This window comes from Streptomyces sp. NPDC058796 (genome assembly GCF_042745235.1).
In the GTDB taxonomy this organism is placed as follows: domain Bacteria; phylum Actinomycetota; class Actinomycetes; order Streptomycetales; family Streptomycetaceae; genus Streptomyces.
The window spans coordinates 363,255-383,172 of record NZ_JBHYOP010000003.1; the positions used below are offsets into that span (position 1 = coordinate 363,255).

Below are 19,918 nucleotides of genomic sequence, written 5' to 3' on the forward strand. Positions count from 1 at the left end.
GCGGCCGGCCGGCCCGACCCGACCCGACCCACGGACAGGAAAAGACGCTGATGCAGGACATGCCTCACCTCGCACCTCCCTCCCGTCGCAGGCCCCGCAACGGCGTGCGAGCCGTCGCCGCCGTGGGGGTCGTGCTCGCGATCGCCGCGGGCGGCTCGTACGCCGCCGGGGTCGGCCCCTTCGCGCGCGGCGACGACGGTCCCGACCCCGCCGCGCTGAGACAGGCGCGCGCCTTCCTCGCCGACTGGTCCGCCGGGCGCCTGCCGAGCGCGGCCGGCCGCACCACCAGCCCCGGTACGGCCGAGGAGGTGCTGCAGAGCTTCACCGCGGGCCTCGACATCGACAAGCCCGGGCTGACGGCGGCCGAGGAGGCGAAGGAGGCCGAGGACGGCACCCTCACCGTCCCCTTCACCGCGAAGATGCCGATCACGGGCCTGGGCACCTGGACGTACGAGTCCGAACTGCCGCTGCGCGAGCAGAAGGACGGCGTCTGGAAGGTGGACTGGCGGCTGTCGCTGGTCCATCCGCGGCTGAGCGACGCCGAGAAGTTCCGCCTGGAGCGCGAGGAGACGGCCCCGCCGAAGGTCACCGACCGCCACGGCGTCTCCGTCGCGGACGGCTCGTACCCGTCCCTGACCCCGCTCCTGGGCAGGCTCGCCGGGAAGTCCGGCGGCGGACCGCGCGGCGCGGTGGAACTCGTCGACCGGGCCACCGGCGAGACCGTGCGCACCGAGGCGTCCTTCGGCGAGGAGCCCGACCCGGCGACCGCCGACGAGCCGGTGCGCACCACCCTGGACGCCACCTGGCAGGCGGCGGCCGAGGAGGCGCTGGCGGAGGCCGACGGCAAGAACGCCGCACTCGTCGCCCTGCGCGTCGACAACGGCGAGGTCCTCGCCCTCGCCAACTCCCCCTCCTCCGGTTTCAACCGGGCCGCCTCCGGCACCTACGCACCCGGCTCCACCTGGAAGATCGTCACCAGCAGCGCCCTGCTGCTCAAGGGCGCGGTGAAACCCGACGACGTCGTGGACTGCCCCAAGTACCTGACGGTCGGCAAGGAGTTCCACAACGTGGAGATGTCCGAGTTCCCCGGCGCCACCTTCCGCAAGGACTTCACGGAGTCCTGCAACACCGCCTTCATCAGCCTGCGCGGCAAGCTCGACGAGGGGGAGCTGGGCGAGGTCGCCCGCACCTACTTCGGGGTCGGCCAGGAGTGGCACATCGGCATCCCGACGTATGACGGGTCGGTGCCGGTGCCCAAGGACGAGACGGAGAAGGCGGCGTCGATGATCGGGCAGGGCCGCATCCAGGCCAACCCGCTGATCATGGCGTCGGTGACGGCCACGGCGGTCTCCGGCGAGTTCCACCAGCCGTCGGTCACCGCCGGGAACGAGGACGGGACCCGTACCGAGCCGCTGCCCGACGAGGTCGTCACCCGGCTGCGCGAGCTGATGCGGGCCACCGTCACCGACGGCACCGCGCACGTCCTGGCCGGCCTGCCCGGCGAGATCGGCGCCAAGACCGGCACCGCCGAGGTCTCCGACGACCAGGACAACAACGGCTGGATGGTCGCCCACCGCGGCAACGTGGCCGTCGCCGTGGTCGTCGAGGAGGGCGTCACCGGCGGCGGCTCGGCGGGGCCGATCGTGCACAGCCTGCTGTCCGCCGTGCCCGAGGACCCGTCGTCCTGAGCCTCCCGCCGGTGCGCGGGGGCGTGCGGTCAGCCCCGGGCGCCCCCGCCACCGGTGGTGCCGTCGCTCTCCCCGCGTTCGACCGTCTCGCCGCGGATCACGCGCGGCTCCCCGCGGTCCTCGGCCGGTGTCCGCTCCTCGTCCTTCATCGCACGGGCCTCGGCCTTGAGGATGCGCGCCGACTTGCCCGCCGAGCGGGTCAGCTCGGGGAGCTTCTTGGCGGCGAGGACGGCTATGACGACGATGAGAATGATCGCGAGTTCGCTCAGTCCGAACACGGCGCTCCCTGGTGGCGTACGGCGGTGCGGGCCCGTGGCAGGGCCCGCACGGAATCTACGGCATGGCGGGGCGCGGCGGGGTCGGTCCCGGGAAAAGTTTCTACATCCGTGTAGAAGTCGTCAGCCTTCCTCACCCTCGTCTTCATCCTCGTCGCCGCCCTCGAAGAAGTCCCCCACCTCGTCGACGACCTCGGCCGCCACCATGCCGCCGGCGGCCCCCACCGCGAGCCCGGCCGCGCCCGCCGCCACCGCGGCGCCGGTGCCCAGGGCGCCGCCCGCGAGCCCGGACTCGTGCCCGTACACGGCGTGGGAGCCGTACGACGCCCGGTGCTCCACCAGCTCCTGGACCCAGCCCTCGACGAGGGCGTTCCAGTCCTGCGGCCCGGCCGGCCCCTCGTGCGGGACGGTGAAGCGGCTGAGGGCGTCGTGGCCGTCGGCGAACGGGCCGCCGCGCTTGTCCGCCTCCAGCACCACCTCCAGGGCGCCGGGCACGGCCAGGAAGGTCAGCTCGATCTCGTTGACCTGGTGGGCGTACCGCTCGGGCGGGGTGAGCTCGATCTCCTGGTAGAAGGGCAGCTGCTGCCCGGTGCCGCCGATGCGGCCGTACTCCAGGTCGGCGGAGCGGAAGCCGAAGCCGAGCTGCCCGAAGGCCTTCAGCACCGCCTCCTGGGCGGGCAGCGGCGCCACGGTCAGCGGGTCCAGGTCGCCCTTGTCCCGGGCGCCGGCCACCGCCAGCTCGGTGCGCACCCCGAGCACGATGCCCAGCGGCTGCCCGTGCAGCTCGGTCACCGGGGTCTCCCAGGGCAGCGGCACCGAGAACGGCACCTCGTGCCGCGCGCCCGCGGCCGGCCGGAAGGGGCCGGCGACGGTGTGCCGGCCGAAGGCGACGACGCCCTCGCCCTCCCCGTGCTCGCCGTGCTCGGTCTCGACGCGGGCCACCAGCTCCAGCGCGATGTGCTCGACGTCGTGGTCGGCGGTGCCGCCGACGAGCACGACCCGGCCGGACAGCGCGCCCCCGGGCCGGGCGGCGCCCGGGTCGAGGACCGTGTCCACCGTGGGTCCGCCCACACCGAGGGAACCGGGCAGCCGCTTGAACACCATCGAGGCGTTCACTCCTAACGTTCGTGCGGGAAACGAGTCCGTGCAGGAAACAAGTCCGTGCGGGAACAGGACCGTACGGGAACAACCGGAACCGTCCGGCCGTTCTCTACAGGCGGGTAGAAGCATAGGGGCCGAAGGACTCCCCTCGTTTTTGCTCGTCCTTTACCATGAGGGTGACCCCTCGGGCGGCCGGCTGGCACCGGCCCCCACCGACCCCGTTAAGGAGTCCCGTTCCGTAATGGAGCCTCCCAGTACCGGCCGTGCCATGGCCGTCCCGCCAGTTCCCCCGTATGCGCGTGAGGGAAGCGGGGTGGCACGGTGACCGAGGTCCTGCTGCTTCTGCTGGCCCTCCTCCTCACCCTGGCCTGCGCCCTCTTCGTCGCGGCCGAGTTCTCCCTCACCACCGTCGAGCGCTCCGACCTGGAGCGTGCCGCCGAGTCCGGTGAGCGCGGAGCCGACGGTGCCCTGAAGGCCGTACGGTCCCTGACCCTCCAGCTCTCCGGCGCCCAGCTCGGCATCACCGTGACCTCCCTGGTCATCGGCATGCTGGCCGAGCCGTCGGTCGCCGTGCTGCTGCGCGGCCCGCTGACGGCGATCGGCCTGGGCGGTGCCGCCTCCACGGTGGCGACCGTGCTCGGCGTGGTCGTCTCCACCGTCGTCCTGATGGTCGTCGGCGAGCTGGTCCCCAAGAACTGGGCGATCTCCCGCCCGCTGGCCGTCGCCAAGGTCGTCGCCGCCCCGCAGCGCGGTTTCACCACCGCCTTCGGCCCCTTCATCCGGCACCTGAACAACACGGCCAACCGCTTCGTGCGCCGCTTCGGCCTGGAACCGGCCGAGGAGCTGGCGTCCGCCCGCAGCGCCGAGGAACTGGTCGCCCTCGCCCAGCACTCGGCCGCCGAGGGCGCCCTGGAGGCGGACTCGGCCGAGCTGTTCGTGCGCACCCTGCACCTGAGCGAGCTGACCGCGGAGAACGTCATGACCCCGCGCGTGGACGTCAAGGCCCTGGAGGCCCACGCCACCGCCGCCGACGCCGCGAACCTCTCGCACGCCACCGGCCTGTCCCGCTTCCCGGTCTACCGGGACAGCCTGGACGAGGTCATCGGCACCGTGCACATCCGCGACGTGCTGGCCCTGGAGCCGGACAGGCGCCGGGGCACCCCCGTCACCGAGCTGGCCACCGCGCCGCTGCTGGTGCCGGACAGCCTGCCCGCCGACCGGCTCCTGGAGCGCATGCGAGAGACCCGCACCATGGCCGTCGTCATCGACGAGTACGGCGGCACGGCGGGCGTGGCCACGGTCGAGGACATCGTGGAGGAGGTCGTCGGCGAGGTCCGCGACGAGCACGACCCGGTCGAGATACCGGATCTGCTCCCCGCCCCCGCCGAAACCGACGGCCGCGCCGCCTGGGAGGCCGACGGCTCGCTGCGCCTGGACCACCTGGAGCGCATCGGCCTGACCGCGCCGGAGGGACCGTACGAGACCCTGGCCGGCCTGGTCGCCACCCAGCTGGCCCGCATCCCCGCCAAGGGGGACGTCATCGACCTGGACGGCTGGCGCCTGGACGTCCTCGACGTCGACCACCACCGCGCCGACCGCCTGCGGATCACCGCGCCCGCGCCGCTCCCGTCGGCCGACCGGGAGCCGGAGGCCGCCCGATGACCGTCGTACAGCTCTTCATCGGCGCACTGACGCTGCTGACCAACGCCTTCTTCGTCGGCGCCGAGTTCGCCCTGATCTCGGTGCGCCGCAGCCAGATCGAGCCCCGCGCGAAGACGGGCGACAAGCGTGCCCGGATGACCCTGTGGGGCCTGGAACACATCTCCCAGATGATGGCCACCGCCCAGCTCGGCATCACGGTCTCCTCGCTGGTGCTCGGCGCCGTCGCGGAGCCGGCCATCGCCCACCTGATGGAGCCGGTGTTCGAGGCGGTCCACATGCCGCACGCGCTGGTCCACCCGGTCGCCTTCGCGATCGCCCTGGCCCTCGCCACGTATCTGCACATGCTGATCGGCGAGATGATCCCGAAGAACATCGCGCTGGCCGCCCCGGCGACCACCGCGCTGCTCCTCGGCCCGCCGCTGGTCGCCCTCACCCGGGCCCTGAAGCCGGTCGTCTTCGGCATCAACGCCTTCGCCAACACCCTGCTCAAGCTGCTGCGGGTGGAGCCGAAGGACGAGGTCGAGGCCGTCTTCACGGACGACCAGCTGGCCCGCATGGTGGTGGACGCCAGCGAGGCCGGACTGCTCACCCCGGCCGACGGCGAGCGCCTGCGCGACGCGCTGGAGCTGGGCACCCGCCCGGTCGGCGAGATCCTGGTCCCGGCCCAGAAGATGCGCACGGTCGGCCACACGGTCACCCCGGCGCAGCTGGAGCGCATGGCCGCCGAGGCGGGCTACTCCCGCTTCCCGGTCACCGGCCCCGGCGGCACGGTCCTCGGCTACCTGCACATCAAGGACACCCTGGGCCTGACCGAGCGCGACGCCCCCTTCCCGCGCTCGGCCCTGCACCGGGTGACCCGGGTCCGCATCGACACCCCGCTGGACGACACCCTCACCGCCCTGCGCACCGAGGACAGCCACCTGGCCGCCGTCACCGGCGAGACGGGCGCCGTCCTGGGCTTCGTGACGATGGAGGACGTCCTGACGGAACTGGTGGGACCGGCGCCGGTGTAGTGAAGCCGGGGGCAGCCTGTCCCGCGGCCCGCCCCGCCCGCGGGGCGGGCCGCGGCCACGGGGCCGGGACTGGGATCGGGGCCCTAGGTCTTTCGTGCCGGTCGGGTACCGGCCCGGGACCGATCCGCCGCGCCCGGCCCCGCGGATAGCGTCCTCGCCATGCGTATAGGACTCCTTGGTACGGGTAACGTCGGCCGGGCACTGGCCCGCGGCTGGAGCACGGCGGGTCACGACGTACTCCTCGGTTCCCGCCGCCCCGAAGAGCGAACGGATCTCGGCCTCCCCGTGGCCGGCCTGCGCGAGACGGCCGAGCACGCGGAGGTACTGGTCAACGCGACGCCCGGGAACGTCTCCGTGGAACTGCTGCGTTCCATCGGGGCACCGGCACTGTCCGGCCGCGTCGTGATCGACGTCGGAGTGGGCCTCACCGACGACTACACCGAGCTCTCCCACCCCAACAGCAGCCTGGCGGAGCAGATCCAGGCGGCCTTCCCCGCGACGCCCGTCGTCAAGACCCTGTGCACGATGGATTCCACCGCGATGACCGACCCGCAGGGCCTCGCCGGCCCCTCCACGGTCTTTCTCTCCGGCGACGACGCCGAGGCCAAACGGACCACCGGTCGCCTGCTCACCGACCTCGGCTGGCCCCCGTCCGCGCAGCTCGACATCGGCGGCATCACCACCGCGCGCGGGCAGGAGCACTTCGCCCTGCTCTTCATGGGCATCGCGGGTGGTCTGGGCTCCCACACCTTCAACATCAAGGTGGTCCCGCGAGCCGCCGCCTGAGGCCCGGCCGCCCCCTCACGCCGCCCGCAGCGCGTCCGCGGGCGGTGTGCGCAGGGCGTGCCGGGTCGGCAGCTCGACGGTGAGGAAGGACGTCAGGACCACCGTCGCCGCCACCGCCGGGAGCAGCCAGGCGGGACCCGCCGGCCAGGGGCGGCCCAAAAAACCCTGTCCCAGCAGGGCGAGCGGGAGGGCGGACAGCAGCAGGCCGCAGGCGAGGGCCGCGGCGGCGACCACGGCGGCCTCGCGGCGCATCATCGCGCGGATCTGCCGCGGCGTCGTGCCGACCAGGCGCAGCGCGGCGATCTCGGCGCGGCGCTGGGCGGTGGCGGCGACCAGCTTGTTGGCGATGCTCAGCAGCAGGTAGCCCAGCAGTACGACGATGGTCGCCAGGTTGACCCACACCTCCGGTGGCGTGTCCCCGCCCTCGGCGCCCGCGTCCGGGGCGGTGCTCGCGACGGTGAGGCCCGTGCGGTCGGCGGCCAGCGCGGTGAGGCCGCGCGCGGCCTCGTCGGTGCCGTCGGTGCGGACCAGGAGGCTCTGGTCGAGGGCCGTCGTGGTGTGCCCCGCGGCCAGCTGGCGGGAGAGGACGACCGGGCCGAAGCCCAGCCCCCGGTCGTACACGGCGACGACCCGGGCGTCGACCCGCGCCCCGTCGCCCAGCACCAGCCGCACCCGCTCCCCGAGACCCGCCCCGCGGCTCCGCGCGGCCTCGCCGCTGACCGCGACCGTGGCGCCGGTGAGCCGGTCGAGTCCGCCCTCTCTCACGCCGGGGTCGACGACGCCCCGGGAATCCGGGCCGAGGACCATCGCCGAGGCGGCCTCGGCCACGGGCTCGCCGAACTCCTCGTACTCCCACACCACCGTGGTCGTGCCGGCGGGCGCCGCCGCCCGCACGCCCGGCACCTGCCGCACGGCGGGCAGCGCGTCGGCGGGCAGCCCGCCCAGGGCCGGCGCGGTCACCTCGTACTGGGCGAGCGTGCCGGTGCGGGTGTCCTGCGCGGTGGCGGCGAGCACCGTCGTCTGCGCGAACGTGTACGTCAGCACGAAGACGACCGCCATGGCCAGCGGGCTGACCACGCCCGCCACGCGCAGCGCGTAACCGCGCACGTTGGCCAGCGCCAGCCACGTGGGGGCCGCGGCCGAGGGCCGCAGCCGCCGTACGACCGCCTCCCCCGCGCCCTTCACCAGCGCCGGGCCGGACAGGGCGAGGCCGATGGCGGCGAGGACGCCCGCGATGGAGGTGGCCGAGGCCCCGATGACCGTCCGGGACAGCAGCGGCGCCGCCGCGAGCACGCACGCGCCCAGCATCAGCAGCAGCCCGGCGCTGGTCCGCACCCGCGAGGGCCGGCGGGGCTCGCTGCGTGACTCGGCGACCGCCTCCGTGGCCGGCATGCGGGAGGTGCGCCAGGCCGCGCAGCGGGCGGAGAGCTGCACCGCGGCCGCCACCAGCAGCAGCGTGGCGAGCGCGGGCAGCGGACCGATCGTGAGCGGGAGTTCACCAGGCAGGACGCCCCGGTCGGCCAGCAGCTCCCGGAACCGGCCCGCCAGCAGGTAACCGGCCGCGACACCCGGCACCAGGGCCACCGCCGCGACGACCGAGGACTGCGCGGCGGCCAGTCGGCGGATCTGCTTCGGCGTCGCCCCGACGGCCCGCATCAGCGCCAGATCGCGGCGCTGCCCGGCGACCGCCACGCCCAGCGCCCCCGCGACGACGAACCCGGTGATCAGCAGCACGATCCCGGCGAGCGAACCGGCCAGCAGGACCAGCAGCGAGCGCGCCGAGCCCACACCGGGCTCCACGGCCTCGCCCCGGTCCGCGCCGGTGACCACCTCCAGCCCCATGCCCGCCACCCGCTCGCGCACCGCCGTGGCGACACGCTCCTCGGCGCCCGCTTCGACCCGCAGGCCGATCAGGTCGACGGTCCCGGCCCGCGGGGCGCCGCCCGGTCCTTCGCCATGGTCCGTGTCTGCGCCTGCGCTTGTGCCGTTGCCCTCGCCTCGGCCCGTGTTCGCACCTGCGCCCGTGTCCGCGTCTTCGTCCGCGCTTCCTCCGTCTTCCCCCGCGCGGTTTCCGTCCCGTCCGGCCAGCCGCAGCGCCGTGCCGTCCGCGAAGTAGATGCCGGCGCCCGGTGCGTCGACGACGGCGGTGACCCGGTAGGGGGCGGCGGGGCGGCCGTTCGCCACGACGCGGACCGGCTCGCCCACCGCGACGCCCGCCCCCGCCGGGACGGCGACCTCGCCCGCGCCCGACGGTGCCCGGCCCGCCACGCGCGGGTCGGCCAGCAGCTGCGTGGACGACCAGCCGTGGCCCGCCGTCCTCGGGTCGTCGGCGGAGGCGAGGAGCTGTCCGCGCGCGTCGGTCAGCGCGGCCGGGAAGCCGATGTCGCCGACCGCCGCGGTCACCCCGGGCAGGGCGGCCAGCCGGTCCACGAGCCGGTCCGGGACCGTGGCGCGCTCGGGCAGCGCGATCGGCAGGTCCCCGCTCGGGTGGAACTCCTGGTCGGCCGCGACCACGACGTCCGCGCCGCCGAGCCGGCCGGGCGGCAGCTGGGAGCGCAGCCCCGACTCCGCCAGCACGCCGGTGGTGGTGATCAGCGCCGCACCGCCGAGGACCGCGCACGCCACCGCGAGCAGTGCGGTGATCCGGTGAGTGGCCATGCGCCAGGCGAGGTGCAGCACGGCTACCGCTCCCCCAAGGCCACGAGGCGGTCGGCCAGTTGCGGAGCGCTCGGCCGCTCCAGCGCCTCGACCACCCGCCCGTCGGCCATCACCAGGGCCCGGTGCGCGCGGGCCGCGGCGGCCGGATCGTGGGTGACCATCACCACCGTCTGACCCAGGTCGTCGACGAGGCCGCGCAGCAGGTCCAGCACCTGGTGGGCGCTGCGCAGGTCCAGCGCGCCGGTCGGCTCGTCGGCGAAGACGACGGCGGGCTTGGCCGCCAGCGCCCGGACGACGGCGGCCCGTTGCTGCTGCCCGCCGGACAGCTCGGCCGGGCGGTGCGCGAGCCGGTCCGCCAGCCCCACCCGTTCGGTCAGCGTGCGCAGCCAGTCCCGGTCCGGGCGCCGGCCGGCCAGGCGCAGCGGCAGCGTGATGTTGTCCTCCACACTGAGGGAGGGGATCAGGTTGTACGCCTGGAAGACGAAGCCGACGCGTTCGCGGCGCAGTTCGGTGCGGCGGGTCTCGTCGAGCCCGAAGATCTCCTGCCCATCGATGCGGACACTGCCCGACGTGGGGGAGTCCAGCCCGGCGGCGCAGTGCATCAGCGTGCTCTTGCCGGACCCCGAGGGCCCCATCACGGCGAGGAACGTGCCGTGCTCCACGGTGAGCGACACGTCGTCCAGGGCCCGTACGTTCCCCGGGTAGGTCCGGGCCACGTGGGCCAGCGCGATGGCGGGGGCCCGGCGTGCGGTGGCGGTCCTGACCGCGGTGCTCATCGACGCCCCCGCAGGGCGCGCACGGCGAGGGTCCCGGCGGCGAGCACGGTGACCGCACCGCTGGCCAGGTGCACCCAGGTGGGGGCGCCGCCGAAGGAGGCGGTCATGTTGGCGACCGCGCTGACCACCACGAGCGCCCACAGCAGCGTACGGAGGACGTCCCCGCGGGAGACGGCGTCGGGGCCCTCGTGCGCGGCGCTCGCGGAGGTGCCCGCGGCCGGTGTGGTCAGACGGTACGGGTCCTGGTGCGTCATGGCGGCGTCCTCCGTGGGCTGCGCTCTCGGTCCGTCGCCGACGCTATGGATTCCGTCCCCCTCCGGCCGATCCCGTGGGCCGCCCGACCGGGGGTACAGCAGGCTGTACCTCCCCGGCTCCGCCCCCGCCCGCCGACGGCTTCGCCCTCTCGGCTTTGCCTTCTCTTTACAACCCCTCCCGCCCCCGCCTCGTCTCTCCGTCCGACCCGCACCCACGCGACACACGCGCCGACCGACGAGAGAGAGCGACCCGATGCGCCGCACCATCCTCAGTGCCGTGGCCCTGGCCTGCACCGCCGTACTGGCGGGCACCGCGCCCGCGTTCGCCGACGACCCCACTCCGGCCCCCTCCGCCCCGGCCACCGCCACCCCGGGCCCCACCAGCGCACCGTCCGAGGCGCCGACGCCCTCCGCCAGCGTCCCGGCCCCCGCGGCCGAGCCGTCCGAGGCGCCGGCCGACGGCCAGGTGTCCGTCGTGCCCGAGGGCGGGGCCGACACCGGGACGGCGGTCCCGTCGTCCTCCGGGAGCGACGCCGGGCTGATCGGCGCGGGCGCCGGTGCCGGGCTCCTCGCGGGCGGCACGGCCCTCTTCGTCGTGCGCCGCCGGCGGGCGGCGACCGGGGCATGACCCAGCGCCGCTCCGGGCGCGCCCTCGCCGCCGCCGTACTGGCCGTGGTCCTCGCGGGCTGCGGCGGACAGGGGAGTGACGCGGGCGGTCCGGGGCCCGGCGACGGGAACGACGCGACCGCCCGGTCCGCCATCACGACCCCTGCTCCGGCCGGGAAGCAGGTGCGGCCGCTGGCACGTTCGGTGCCGGTCGGCCTGCGCATCCCGGCCCTCGGCGTGGACACCCCGGTGATGCGGCTGGGGCTGGCGGCCGACGGCGCGGTGGAGGTCCCGCCGGTCACGGACGACGACGTCGCGGGCTGGTACCGGCACTCGCCGACCCCGGGCCAGGTCGGACCGTCCGTCGTCCTCGGCCATGTCACCGTCGGCACCCACGGGGACGGTGTCTTCCGCCGGCTCGGGCAACTGCGCCGGGGCGACCGGGTCGAGGCACGCCGGGCGGACGGCACGGCGGCTCAGTTCACGGTCACCGAGGTACGGACGGTGGCGAAGGCGGACTTCCCGACCGACGACGTCTACGGAGACGTCGACCGCCCGGAGCTGCGGCTCATCACCTGCGGCGGGCCGCGCAGCGGCGACGAGTACCGGGACAACGTCATCGTCTTCGCCGAGTTGAGCGCGACCACGAGTGGAGAGCGTTGAAACGGTCCCGTGACAGGGCGGCGTCCGAGCTGTTCGCCGCCCTGTACCCGCGCCTCGCCGGCTGGTGCCGCCGTCTCGTCGACGACGACGAGACGGCCCACGAGATCGCCTCGGAGGCGTTCACCCGGCTCTGGGCCCGCTGGACGTCCGTCGACGAACCCCGGGGCTTCCTCTACGTCACCGCCGCCAACCTCGTCCGCGACCACTGGCGCAAGCTGGAGCGCGAGCGCCGGGCGGTGCGCCGGGTCACGGCCGAGGTCGCCGTGCGCCCGCACCCGGAGCAGGCCGACCCCTCGGTGCGGCTGCTCGTACAGTCCTTGCCGGAGCGGCTGCGCGTGCCGATCCTGCTGCACTACTACGCCGACATGCCGATCCGGGAGGTGTCCGTGCTGACCGGGCGCAAGGAGGGGACCGTCAAGGCCGACCTGCACGCGGCCCGTGAACTGCTCCGCGTCCACCTGAGGAGAAGCGTTGACCACACGCCTTGAGGACGGGCCGGACGACCCGGGGTCCGAGCCGGACGGCGACGATCCGCTGCTGGTCGTGCTGCGCCCGGGAGCCGACTTCCTCGGCCCGCCGCCGGGCCGTTACGAGGCGATCCGCCGGGCGGCGTCCCGCCGGCGGCTGCTGCGCGCCGCGGCCGGCGCCGCGGCGACCGCTGCCGCCGCCGCGCTGATCGCGCTGCCGCTGAACTGGGCGGCCCCGGCACCCCCCGCCCGTCCGACGGCTCCGCTGGCCCCCGCTCCCGCGCCGTCCCAGGAGCCCTCGCCCGCTCCGACGGACACCCCCGGCCCCGAGGCGACCCGGACGCCGCCGTCGGCCGTACCGAGCGCGCCGCCCACGGGATTCCCGGTGCCGTCGAGCACGCCCGGAACGGAGCCGTCGGCCAGTCCGAGCACGGTGACCGTCCCGTCGGAGGACGGCGGACCGAGCGCCGCCCCCGTCCGCTGAACCGTCAGCGGCCGACCACCGAACCGCGAATGAGCGGCACCGGACGCCAGCCCGGAGTGTGACCCCGTCCGGGCGCCGGCCGCCGGGCGGAACCGCGCGTGCCAGGACCCCCGACGGCGCGCCCGTGTCCGCCGTGACCGGCACCGGCCGTCAGCCGCTCACTGTGACCGGACACGGAACCGCCGGCGGGAGACCGCGGCGGGTCACCGGCCGTCGGCGGGTCGCACCGTCCGGGCGCCGACCCGGCAGGGGCGGCCCCGCCTGTGCCAGGACGCCCCGCCGGGCCGTGTCCGCCCTTGCTCAGCCGTCCAGCGGCGTGGTGCCGCCGAGCAGCGCCGAGGCGGTCTCGACCGGCGTGGCGGTGGGCGCCGGCGCGGGCGTGGCACCGGGGGCGGCGTGGCAGGTGAAGCCCAGGCGGGTCATGGCCCGGGTGACCTCACCGGCGGAGAAGTCGCGGCGGTCCTGCCGGGTGACGACCTCACCCACCTGCTTGACGGGGTACCGGCGGCGGCCGACGGTCACCGACTCACCCGTGATGGGTTCCGGCGTGACGCCCTTCATCGACTCCACCACCCCGCCCTTGGTGAGGTCGAACGGGTACCGGGCGATGACACAGCGCATGATGCCTCCACGTAGGGGACGGGGCGGATGGGATTTGCCGGTCGTTGTCTCTAGGCCGACGCGCCACCGGAGGACCGGCGCCGCGGGCCGCGACGCGGGGCGTCACCGGCGGGCCGGCCCTGGGCGCCCGGGGCGCCACGCCGTCGACCGGGGCCTTCCTGACGGGTGCGGCCCTGACCGGCGTTCTCCTGGCGGGTACGGCTCTGCCCCGTGCCCGACTGGCCGGCGCCCGACTGGCCGGTGCGGCCCTGCCCGCCGCCGCCACCGCCGCCGCCTCGGCGCCGGCGGGAGGAGGAGCCCCCGCCGGCCGCCGCACGACGCGGGCGCTCCACGACGGGCGCGGTGATGACGACCGGTACCCCGGACGGCGTCTGCGCGCCGGTGATGCGGGTCAGCTCCGCCTCACCCGAACGCACCGGTGTGACCAGGGGGGTGATGCCGGCCAGGGACATGAGCCGGGTCATCTCGCGCCGCTGGTCCGGCGTCACCAGGGTGACGACGCTGCCGGACTCGCCGGCCCGGGCCGTACGGCCGCCGCGGTGCAGGTAGTCCTTGTGGTCGCCGGGCGGGTCGACGTTGACGACCAGGTCGAGGTTGTCGACGTGGATGCCGCGGGCCGCGACGTTGGTCGCCACCAGCGCGGTCACGTGTCCGTCCTTGAACTGGGCGAGGGTCCGGGTGCGCTGCGGCTGGGACTTGCCGCCGTGCAGGCCCGCCGCGCGGACGCCGCTCTTCAGCAGCTGCTTCACCAGCCGGTCCACCCGGTGCTTGGTGTCCAGGAACATGATCACCCGGCCGTCGCGCGCCGCGATCTCGACGGTCGCGCGCTGCTTGTCCTCCTCGTGCACGTGCAGCACGTGGTGCTCCATCGTGGTCACGGCACCGGCCGACGGGTCCACGGAGTGGACCACCGGGTCCGTCAGGTAGCGGCGGACCAGCCGGTCGACGTTGCGGTCCAGGGTGGCCGAGAACAGCATCCGCTGCCCGTCCGGCCGCACCTGGTCGAGCAGGGCGGTGACCTGCGGCATGAAGCCCATGTCGGTCATCTGGTCGGCCTCGTCGAGGACGGTGATCGTGACGTCGTCCAGCCGGCAGTCGCCCCGGTCGATGAGGTCCTTGAGCCGTCCGGGTGTCGCGACGACGACCTCCGCGCCGGCCCGCAGCGCGCCGGCCTGCCGGCCGATCGACATGCCGCCGACGACGGTCGCCGAGCGCAGGCCCACGGCACGGGCGTACGGCGCCAGCGCGTCGGTGACCTGCTGGGCGAGCTCCCGGGTGGGGACGAGGACGAGCGCGAGCGGCCGCTTGGACTCGGCGCGCCGGCCCGCCGTGCGGGCCAGCATGGCGAGGCCGAAGGCGAGCGTCTTGCCGGAACCCGTGCGGCCACGGCCCAGCACGTCACGCCCGGCCAGGGAGTTCGGCAGGGTCGCCGCCTGGATCGGGAAGGGCACGGTCACGCCCTCGTCGCCGAGCGCGGCCAGCAGCCGGGCAGGCATGTCGAGTTCGGCGAACGCCTCGACGGCGGGCAGTGCCGGGGTGACCGTCTTCGGCAGGGCGAACTCCCCCTGCGGGGCGGCCGGCCTGCGACCGGGGGCCTGGGAGCGGCGGGGACCGCCGCCGCCGGAGCGTCGGCGGTCATTGGTGCGTACACGGTTCATGGGGAACCTTCCTTGATACGGCACGTATCAAGGGAGTCCCGCAGCGAGGGAACCGCGCGGTGAATCGCAAGAACGAGCCGGCTCGGCCGCTGTCGGCGCATTGCTTTGCGCGGACGCGGACCGGGAAACGAAAGAAAGAGAATCGAAACGCAACGAATCGGAACGTGGCGAATCGGAATGCTACGAAGCGTAGCGAAACGAAGAGAAGTGAAACGAAACGCGAGCGAGGGCCCGCACCCCACGGTGCGGGCCCTGGCTGCGAAGTGATGCGAGCGCGTCAGGCGACGACGATGTTCTCGGCGGTCGGGCCCTTCTGGCCCTGCGCGATGTCGAACGTCACCTTCTGGCCCTCGAGCAGCTCACGGAAGCCCTGGGCGGCGATGTTCGAGTAGTGGGCGAAGACGTCGGGGCCGCCGCCGTCCTGCTCGATGAAGCCGAAGCCCTTTTCCGAGTTGAACCACTTAACGGTACCGGAAGCCATGTTTTTCTCCTTCGGGACGGTGCTCGGAGTCCGCCCTGTGCGAACTCCGGTCGCCGTGATGATCACCCCGTCGGAAAAAACCTTCAGGCAACCACAACTGCAACTTCCTACGACAGTAGCACGCCAGGTTCGCCGGAGGGCCGGAAAAAAACCGCTCCGACCGGGCCTGCCAGGGAATATTCGCACCCGCCCCCGGGCCGGCCTGCGGGGACGGCACGCTGCCTCCGGACCTGGACGGTGACGTCCTTCACGCCTTCGGGGCAAGGTCCGGCCGGTCGACGTGGCTCTCGTGCCGGGGGGACGCCCTTCGGCGGGGCCGGCGGGCCCGTCAGTTTTCGAGAAGCACCGGCCGCCCGGCCGCCCATACCGTCGACGACATGAACGCCATCGACTCCATCACCCTGGAAGTGGCCGACCCCGAGGCCGCCGCCCGCTTCTACTCCGCCGCCTTCGGCCTGGACTCGTCGCGGCTGCGCCTGCGCGCCTCCGAGGCCCCCACGACCGGCTTCCGCGGTTTCACCCTCTCCCTCGTGGTCTCCCAGCCGGGCAATGTCGACGCGCTCTTCACCGCCGCCGTCGACGCCGGCGCCACCGTCCTCAAGTCCGCCGCCAAGTCGCTGTGGGGCTACGGCGGCGTGGTGCAGGCGCCCGACGGCACGGTGTGGCAGCTCGCGACGTCCAAGAAGAAGGACACCGGCCCCGTCACCAGGGACTTCGACGAACTGGTGCTCCTGCTGGGCGTCGAGGACGTGAAGGCCAGCAAGCGGTTCTACGCCGAGCAGGGCCTCACCGTCGCCAAGAGCTTCGGCGGCAAGTACGTCGAGTTCGACACCGGCTCCGGCGCCGTCAAGCTGTCCCTGTACAAGCGCCGCGGCCTCGCCAAGGTCGCCGGTGTCGCTCCCGACGGCACCGGGTCGCACCGGCTCGTGCTGTGTGGCGCCTCCCGCCCGTTCAGCGACCCCGACGGGTTCGTCTGGGAGGCGGCCGAGCCCTCCAAGGCCTGACCCGCACCGGAATCCGCACCGGAACGCCGTCCGGAACCCGCGCCGGAACCCGTTCCGTCATCCCCCCGTCTTCTCCTGTCGACGGGCCCGTACATTTCCCTTCGACAGGAAGACGACCAGCCCCAGCTCACCGCCCGTCGTTTTCGCCGGATTCCTTGCTGTTGAGGCCATTTCGGGCTATCTCATAGCAAACAGAATAAAGATTGAGACACATGCCACCGCGGGTGTTTTCACGAATATGCCGCCAACCACGGGCGAGACTCTGGGCCGTGGCGGGTGTGGCGGCCCTCGCATTCCTCGTCGTGCTGGAGATCGCCGCGCGTCGCTACGGCGAGCGCGGTCCGCTCACCAATCAGGCGAGAGAGGCCGTATTCGCCCCCGCGTCGGGGCCGCTGCTGTACGCCGGCCTGGCGTTGACGATGGTGGTGCTCACCTGGCGGCAGCGGTTCGTAGCGGCCGGCGCCGCGGTCGGCATCGACCTCGTCTTCGCGCTGGTGCGGTGGGCGGCCGGGGCGACGGTGACCGAGGGGCACTCGTTCGGCAACGGCGCGCTGTGGGCGATCCTCGGCTGCGCGGCCGTCGCCGTCACGCGCCGCACCGGCCCGGACCGTGTCCTGCTGCTGAAGGGCGTCGGGCTGGGCCTGCTGCTGGTGGCCGGGCGCAAGACGGGCGACGCCTGGCTGCTGATCACCTCCAAGACCCGCCCGGACGTCCTCGACCAGTACGTGGCGACCGCCGACCGTGCGCTCGGCGACCCGTCGTGGGTGATGGGCCGCCTGGTCGAGGCCACCGAACCGGTCGGGCCGCACATCCTCGACTGGGTCTACGCCCAGCTCGCGGTGGCCGCGGCCGTGGCCGCGCTCTACCAGCTGCGCAACGTGGCCGCCGAGCGCCGCTTCCCCCGGCACCACCTGGTGCGCACCTTCCTGCTGATCGGTCTGCTCGGGCCGGCCGTCTACATGATCTTCCCGGTGGTCGGGCCGGTCTTCCTCTACGGCACGGGCGCCTTCGGCACCGGCGGCGAGGAATGGGCCGTAGCCAACATCTGGCCGGACGCCCTGCCCCCGCTCGCCCCGCCCCACCCGGTGACGTACGACGGGGTCACCCCACGCAACTGCATGCCCAGCCTGCACACGGCCTGGGCCGTCACGATCTTCATCCACACCCGCCGCAGCCCGCGCTTCCTGCGCTACGCAGGAACGTTTTGGCTGGTCGCCACGCTCACCGCCACCCTCGGCTTCGGCTACCACTACGGTATCGACCTCCTCGCCGGCGTGGTGTTCGCGGTCACGATCGAGGCGGCGCTGCGCTCGTACGACCGCGGCTGGGACCGGTCGGGGATCTGGCTGGTCGCTCACGGCACGGTGGTCTTCGCGGCGGTCCTGGCGTCGTCCCGCTACCTGTCCCTGGAAATGGCCCGCAACCCGTGGATGTTCGGACCGCTCCTCCTGCTCGCCACGGCCTCGGTGGTCCACGGCTACGTGCGGGCCTCCAGGAAGTGGGAGCCGCAGCCGGTGACCGTTCCCCGGCAGGCGGAAGCACAGCTCGAACCGGCCTGAGCCGGCTCGCTCAGCCGGCCGTGCGTGCGAAGTCGTACACGGACCATTCGGCGACCGGGCGGTAACCGAGGCGCTGGTACAGGGCGTTGCTGGTCGGGTTGGCCGCGTTCGTGTACAGCACGACCTCCCGGGCGCCGGCGGCCCGCGCTGCCCGGCTCACCTCGGCGGTCACGGCACCCGCGTAGCCGTGGCCGCGCAGGCGGGCCGGGGTGTGGACGGGGTCCACCTGGATCACCCCGGCGACCATCGGGTTGGCGCCGGCCATGGAGACGGGCGTGCCGTCCGGCCGCTCCCAGTAGGTGTAGCGCTTGTCGGCGAACCGGGTGCCGGCCCAGGAGCCGGCGTCGATCGTGACGGCCTCCCCCACGTCCGCCGCGAACTCGGCGCACCAGCGCATGAGGTGCTCCCGGTCCTCCTCGCCCACGGCCCGGCCCCGGCCCGCCGGGAGCGGGTCCGGCGGGGTGAGCGTGCCGAGGCGGTGCAGGCGGAGCCGTACGCGGGGCGTGGGCGTCGCCCCCGTGCGGCGCTGCCACGCCTCGACGAAGGCGGTGGCGGTGCGGTCCTCGGCGCTGACGTAGGGGAGTCGGTGACCGAGGTCCGCCAGGTGCGCGGCGAGGGCGTCGGCCTGGCCCGGGGTGAGGGGGGTCGGGGCCAGCCCGAGGGCCGGGAGGCGGTGGAAGGCGGCGCGGACCTCACCCCCTTCCACCAGCCGGCCGAAGAGGGTGCCCCGGGCCCGTACGCGGCCGCCCCGCGCGCCCGCAGCCGCGCGATCGCCGTCAGCGCCGCGATGTGCAGGCCGGGGCGCGAGCGCAGGAAGTCCCCGGCGCGGTCCATGAAGTCGTCGACGTCCTCGGTGAGCCGCCAGTCGTCCGATCGCATGCCGCATGATCCCCGGCGGACCCGGCCGCCGGGAAGGGCGCCTGCCCCCGCCGCCCGGACGCGCCGGCTACTTGCTGACCGCGAACCGCATCAGGGCGTGCTCGTCGCCCTGCTTGACCTTCCCCGTCTCGTTGACGACCTCCAGCTTCCAGGCGCCGTCCACCCGCACGGCCTTGGCCACGGCGCAGGCGTTGTCCTGGCTGAGCAGGCTGGGCCAGATGTCGGCGACCTGCTGGGTGCTGCCGCCGGTCGCGTCGTAGACCTTGAAGCTGATGTTGCGCGCCTTCTGGAAGGAGCTGCCCTTCTTGTAGGCGGCGGCGACGAACACGACGGAGGTGATGGGAGCGGGGAGGCGGGCGAACTCGACGGTCACCGTCTCGTCGTCACCGTCCCCGTGCCCGGTCTGGTTGTCGCCGCTGTGCAGGAGCGAGCCGTTGCCCATGGGGTCGAGGGAGTCGAGGCCGGCCAGGCGTACCGGGTCGCCGCCCTGCATGGCGACGGCGATCAGGTCGAGGTCGGTGCCGGTCTTGCGGCGGAGCTTGCCGAGCACTCCGCCGCTGCTGCCGGCGGTCGGGTCCCAGGAGACGCCGATGGACAGGTGGGTCACCCCGTCCAGGTCCGCGGGGCCGTCTTCCTTCGTCAGCGTGATCATGTGGCGTTCTTCCTTGGATGTCGTGTCAGACGTTGACGCCGAAGTCGGCGGCGATACCGGCCAGCCCGGAGGCGTACCCCTGCCCGACCGCCCGGAACTTCCACTCCGCGCCGTGCCGGTACAGCTCGCCGAAGACCATCGCGGTCTCGGTCGAGGCGTCCTCGGACAGGTCGTAGCGGGCGATCTCCCGGCCGTCGGCCTGGTTGACGACGCGGATGAAGGCGTTGCGGACCTGGCCGAAGCTCTGGCCGCGGTTGTTCGCGTCGTGGATGGAGACCGGGAAGACGATCCGGTCGACCTCGGCGGGTACGGCGGTCAGGTTCACCTTGACGGCCTCGTCGTCGCCCTCGCCCTCACCGGTGAGGTTGTCGCCGGTGTGCTCGACCGAACCGTCCGGGCTGGTGAGGTTGTTGTAGAAGACGAAGTGACCGTCCGACAGGACCTTGCCGGTGGCGTCGAGGAGCAGCGCCGAGGCGTCCAGGTCGTAGTCGGTACCGGTCGTGGTGCGCACGTCCCAGCCCAGGCCGACCAGTACGGCGGTCAGGCCCGGGGCCTCCTTGCTCAGCGAGACGTTGCCGCCCTTGGCCAGGGACACTCCCATTGCGTACTCCTTCTCGATGTCTGCGACGCG

General features: G+C 74.0%; 19 protein-coding genes and 2 pseudogenes. 10 read left to right on the forward strand and 11 right to left on the reverse strand.

The window, feature by feature from the left end; translation table 11 throughout:
• Window positions 1-50: 50 nt before the first annotated feature.
• Window positions 51-1,688, forward strand: coding sequence for a penicillin-binding transpeptidase domain-containing protein (locus tag ACFW47_RS10345; protein ID WP_386279921.1), 1,638 nt, complete (start codon window positions 51-53; stop codon window positions 1,686-1,688).
• A gap of 29 nt (window positions 1,689-1,717) precedes the next feature.
• Here the strand turns inward: ACFW47_RS10345 and ACFW47_RS10350 are convergent, their stop codons facing one another.
• A complete protein-coding gene (locus ACFW47_RS10350; RefSeq protein WP_386279919.1) occupies window positions 1,718-1,966 on the reverse strand; it encodes a twin-arginine translocase TatA/TatE family subunit in 249 nt (82 codons plus the stop codon).
• Window positions 1,967-2,086: 120 nt separating this feature from the next.
• A complete protein-coding gene (locus ACFW47_RS10355) occupies window positions 2,087-3,067 on the reverse strand; it encodes a sporulation protein (RefSeq protein WP_386305482.1) in 981 nt (326 codons plus the stop codon).
• A gap of 318 nt (window positions 3,068-3,385) precedes the next feature.
• Here ACFW47_RS10355 and ACFW47_RS10360 point away from each other — a divergent pair, with 318 nt between their 5' ends.
• From ACFW47_RS10360 to ACFW47_RS10370, 3 genes and pseudogenes are all read left to right on the forward strand, one after another.
• Window positions 3,386-4,726, forward strand: a complete 1,341-nt coding sequence (locus ACFW47_RS10360; protein WP_386279915.1) for a hemolysin family protein — start codon at window positions 3,386-3,388, stop codon at window positions 4,724-4,726.
• Complete coding sequence (locus ACFW47_RS10365; protein ID WP_386279913.1) at window positions 4,723-5,739, forward strand: hemolysin family protein; 1,017 nt, start codon at window positions 4,723-4,725, stop codon at window positions 5,737-5,739. Before ACFW47_RS10360 ends, ACFW47_RS10365 begins: the two co-directional genes overlap by 4 nt.
• 156 nt (window positions 5,740-5,895) lie before the next feature.
• Window positions 5,896-6,525 (forward strand): annotated as a pseudogene (locus ACFW47_RS10370) (NADPH-dependent F420 reductase); the annotation flags it as partial.
• A 15-nt stretch (window positions 6,526-6,540) separates the two neighbouring features.
• Here ACFW47_RS10370 and ACFW47_RS10375 read toward each other — a convergent pair.
• Genes ACFW47_RS10375 through ACFW47_RS10385 form a run of 3 tightly spaced genes read right to left on the reverse strand, consistent with a single transcriptional unit; the run spans window position 6,541 to window position 10,213 of the window.
• Window positions 6,541-9,204, reverse strand: coding sequence for an FtsX-like permease family protein (locus ACFW47_RS10375; RefSeq protein WP_386305483.1), 2,664 nt, complete (start codon window positions 9,202-9,204; stop codon window positions 6,541-6,543).
• Window positions 9,205-9,206: 2 nt separating this feature from the next.
• Window positions 9,207-9,959, reverse strand: a complete 753-nt coding sequence (locus ACFW47_RS10380; protein WP_386305485.1) for an ABC transporter ATP-binding protein — start codon at window positions 9,957-9,959, stop codon at window positions 9,207-9,209.
• Window positions 9,956-10,213: a hypothetical protein gene (locus ACFW47_RS10385; RefSeq protein ID WP_386279905.1), complete on the reverse strand. Its 258-nt coding sequence runs from the start codon at window positions 10,211-10,213 to the stop codon at window positions 9,956-9,958. Before ACFW47_RS10385 ends, ACFW47_RS10380 begins: the two co-directional genes overlap by 4 nt.
• Window positions 10,214-10,466: 253 nt before the next feature.
• Here ACFW47_RS10385 and ACFW47_RS10390 point away from each other — a divergent pair, with 253 nt between their 5' ends.
• Genes ACFW47_RS10390 through ACFW47_RS10405 form a run of 4 tightly spaced genes read left to right on the forward strand, consistent with a single transcriptional unit; the run spans window position 10,467 to window position 12,433 of the window.
• Window positions 10,467-10,841, forward strand: coding sequence for a sortase-dependent protein (locus ACFW47_RS10390; RefSeq protein WP_386305487.1), 375 nt, complete (start codon window positions 10,467-10,469; stop codon window positions 10,839-10,841).
• Window positions 10,838-11,482, forward strand: a complete 645-nt coding sequence (locus tag ACFW47_RS10395; protein WP_386305488.1) for a class F sortase — start codon at window positions 10,838-10,840, stop codon at window positions 11,480-11,482. Before ACFW47_RS10390 ends, ACFW47_RS10395 begins: the two co-directional genes overlap by 4 nt.
• Window positions 11,479-11,970 carry an RNA polymerase sigma factor gene (locus ACFW47_RS10400; RefSeq protein WP_043371515.1) on the forward strand — a complete coding sequence of 164 codons (492 nt, stop codon included), beginning with the start codon at window positions 11,479-11,481 and terminating at the stop codon, window positions 11,968-11,970. The genes ACFW47_RS10395 and ACFW47_RS10400 overlap by 4 nt, the downstream gene beginning before the upstream one ends.
• Window positions 11,954-12,433 (forward strand): hypothetical protein, encoded by a 480-nt coding sequence (locus tag ACFW47_RS10405; protein ID WP_386279898.1) that lies wholly within the window; start codon window positions 11,954-11,956, stop codon window positions 12,431-12,433. Before ACFW47_RS10400 ends, ACFW47_RS10405 begins: the two co-directional genes overlap by 17 nt.
• A 300-nt stretch (window positions 12,434-12,733) precedes the next feature.
• Here the strand turns inward: ACFW47_RS10405 and ACFW47_RS10410 are convergent, their stop codons facing one another.
• The 3 genes from ACFW47_RS10410 to ACFW47_RS10420 all read right to left on the reverse strand — a co-directional run bounded on the left by ACFW47_RS10410 (window position 12,734) and on the right by ACFW47_RS10420 (window position 15,193).
• Entirely contained in the window at window positions 12,734-13,054 is a 321-nt protein-coding gene (locus ACFW47_RS10410; RefSeq protein WP_386305489.1) for an SCO5918 family protein, read from the reverse strand.
• A 50-nt stretch (window positions 13,055-13,104) separates the two neighbouring features.
• The gene (locus ACFW47_RS10415; RefSeq protein WP_386279894.1) at window positions 13,105-14,712 is read right to left on the reverse strand and encodes a DEAD/DEAH box helicase; all 1,608 of its coding nucleotides are present in this window, start codon (window positions 14,710-14,712) and stop codon (window positions 13,105-13,107) included.
• 277 nt (window positions 14,713-14,989) lie between these two features.
• Window positions 14,990-15,193 carry a cold-shock protein gene (locus ACFW47_RS10420; protein ID WP_019324834.1) on the reverse strand — a complete coding sequence of 68 codons (204 nt, stop codon included), beginning with the start codon at window positions 15,191-15,193 and terminating at the stop codon, window positions 14,990-14,992.
• A 377-nt stretch (window positions 15,194-15,570) separates the two neighbouring features.
• On the opposite strand from ACFW47_RS10420, the gene ACFW47_RS10425 reads away from it, so the two are divergent.
• Window positions 15,571-16,197: a VOC family protein gene (locus ACFW47_RS10425; protein ID WP_386279890.1), complete on the forward strand. Its 627-nt coding sequence runs from the start codon at window positions 15,571-15,573 to the stop codon at window positions 16,195-16,197.
• A gap of 269 nt (window positions 16,198-16,466) precedes the next feature.
• On the forward strand, window positions 16,467-17,756 hold the full coding sequence (locus ACFW47_RS10430) for a phosphatase PAP2 family protein (protein WP_386305491.1): 1,290 nt from the start codon (window positions 16,467-16,469) through the stop codon (window positions 17,754-17,756).
• A 10-nt stretch (window positions 17,757-17,766) separates the two neighbouring features.
• On the opposite strand, the pseudogene ACFW47_RS10435 reads toward ACFW47_RS10430, so the two are convergent.
• The 3 genes and pseudogenes from ACFW47_RS10435 to ACFW47_RS10445 all read right to left on the reverse strand — a co-directional run bounded on the left by ACFW47_RS10435 (window position 17,767) and on the right by ACFW47_RS10445 (window position 19,888).
• A pseudogene (locus ACFW47_RS10435) lies at window positions 17,767-18,635 on the reverse strand (GNAT family N-acetyltransferase).
• A gap of 67 nt (window positions 18,636-18,702) precedes the next feature.
• The gene (locus ACFW47_RS10440) at window positions 18,703-19,287 is read right to left on the reverse strand and encodes a TerD family protein (RefSeq protein ID WP_386305493.1); all 585 of its coding nucleotides are present in this window, start codon (window positions 19,285-19,287) and stop codon (window positions 18,703-18,705) included.
• A 25-nt stretch (window positions 19,288-19,312) separates the two neighbouring features.
• Window positions 19,313-19,888, reverse strand: coding sequence for a TerD family protein (locus ACFW47_RS10445; RefSeq protein WP_386279882.1), 576 nt, complete (start codon window positions 19,886-19,888; stop codon window positions 19,313-19,315).
• Between the last annotated feature and the right edge of the window lie 30 nt (window positions 19,889-19,918).